The following is a 1,046-nucleotide window of genomic DNA, read 5'->3' on the forward strand; positions in this document are numbered from 1 at the left end:
TATTCTTAGAAGTGGTCTAGTTGCTAAGCTAGTTCAGGCATTAGATCGGCTGGGCAACGATAGTTTAATGGCCGCCGCAGCCGGTTGTTTAAGGTATCCTGAGCCAGCTGAATATCAATGAGTGAGGCCAAAACCAAGAATCTACCCTTCGGGAAGAACTCGTGCAAAAGGCCGTTAGTGTTCTCATTGGTTCCGCGTTCCCATGGTGAATAAGGATGGGCAAAGTAGATGTCCGTTCCCGCCACTTGGCTCAAGCTTGAGAACTCGGCACCGTTATCAAAAGTAATGGTTTTAAAGTACTCAGTTCCATAGTCATATAAGGTGTTCTGGAGGGCTTTCAAGCAAGTGTCGGCATGATAATTGGGAAGTTTAACGATGATTTCTAAACGACTAACACGTTCAGTCAAAGTCATTAATGCTGGCTCAGATTCAACTCGTTTACCTTTGACCAAGTCACTTTCCCAGTGTCCAAGCTCTTGACGCGCTTGAACCACAGTGGGACGCTCTTCGATTGAATGGCCCAGATTCTTCTTATTGATTCGGTGATGCTTTGTTCCGGGACGTTTGACTCGGCGACGGAGTTTAGCTGGTAGGTCTGAATTACGGATAGCTAAACGCTGGTCGTCAATGTATCGATACACCGTCGGTGTTGAGGGACAGACAACTCCTGGGTAATTAGTCTTGAATTGGTGAATAAAAGTATCCACACTATGCATTCCACACTATGCATTCTGGGGCGAGCTTTTAAAGCTGTAACCAAAGCATTACAGAAGGCTTGACAGTGATCAAAGAGTCCACGATAATAGCTGTTTAGTCGGTGCTTACGATAAATTGCTTCGCCAGTTTCCACCAGATATGACTGTTCGAAGATATGAGTATTAGCGTTAATCTGTGTTGTTGTCCCCGTCTTAATTCACGCGAAATCGTACTGGGATTACGATGAAGAGCCTTGGCAATCCGGCGGATGGACCAATCTAAGCCCCTTAGGGTTTCAATTCGACCACGTTCAGCTAAATTGAGTTGGTGATACTGATTAGATATGATAT

General features: G+C 45.1%; 1 pseudogene. It reads right to left on the reverse strand.

What is annotated here, in order from left to right:
• Positions 1-23: 23 nt before the first annotated feature.
• Positions 24-1,044 (reverse strand): annotated as a pseudogene (locus FC85_RS05130) (IS30 family transposase).
• Positions 1,045-1,046 lie beyond the last annotated feature (2 nt).

Source organism: Lentilactobacillus diolivorans DSM 14421, assembly GCF_001434255.1.
GTDB classification, from domain to species: domain Bacteria; phylum Bacillota; class Bacilli; order Lactobacillales; family Lactobacillaceae; genus Lentilactobacillus; species Lentilactobacillus diolivorans.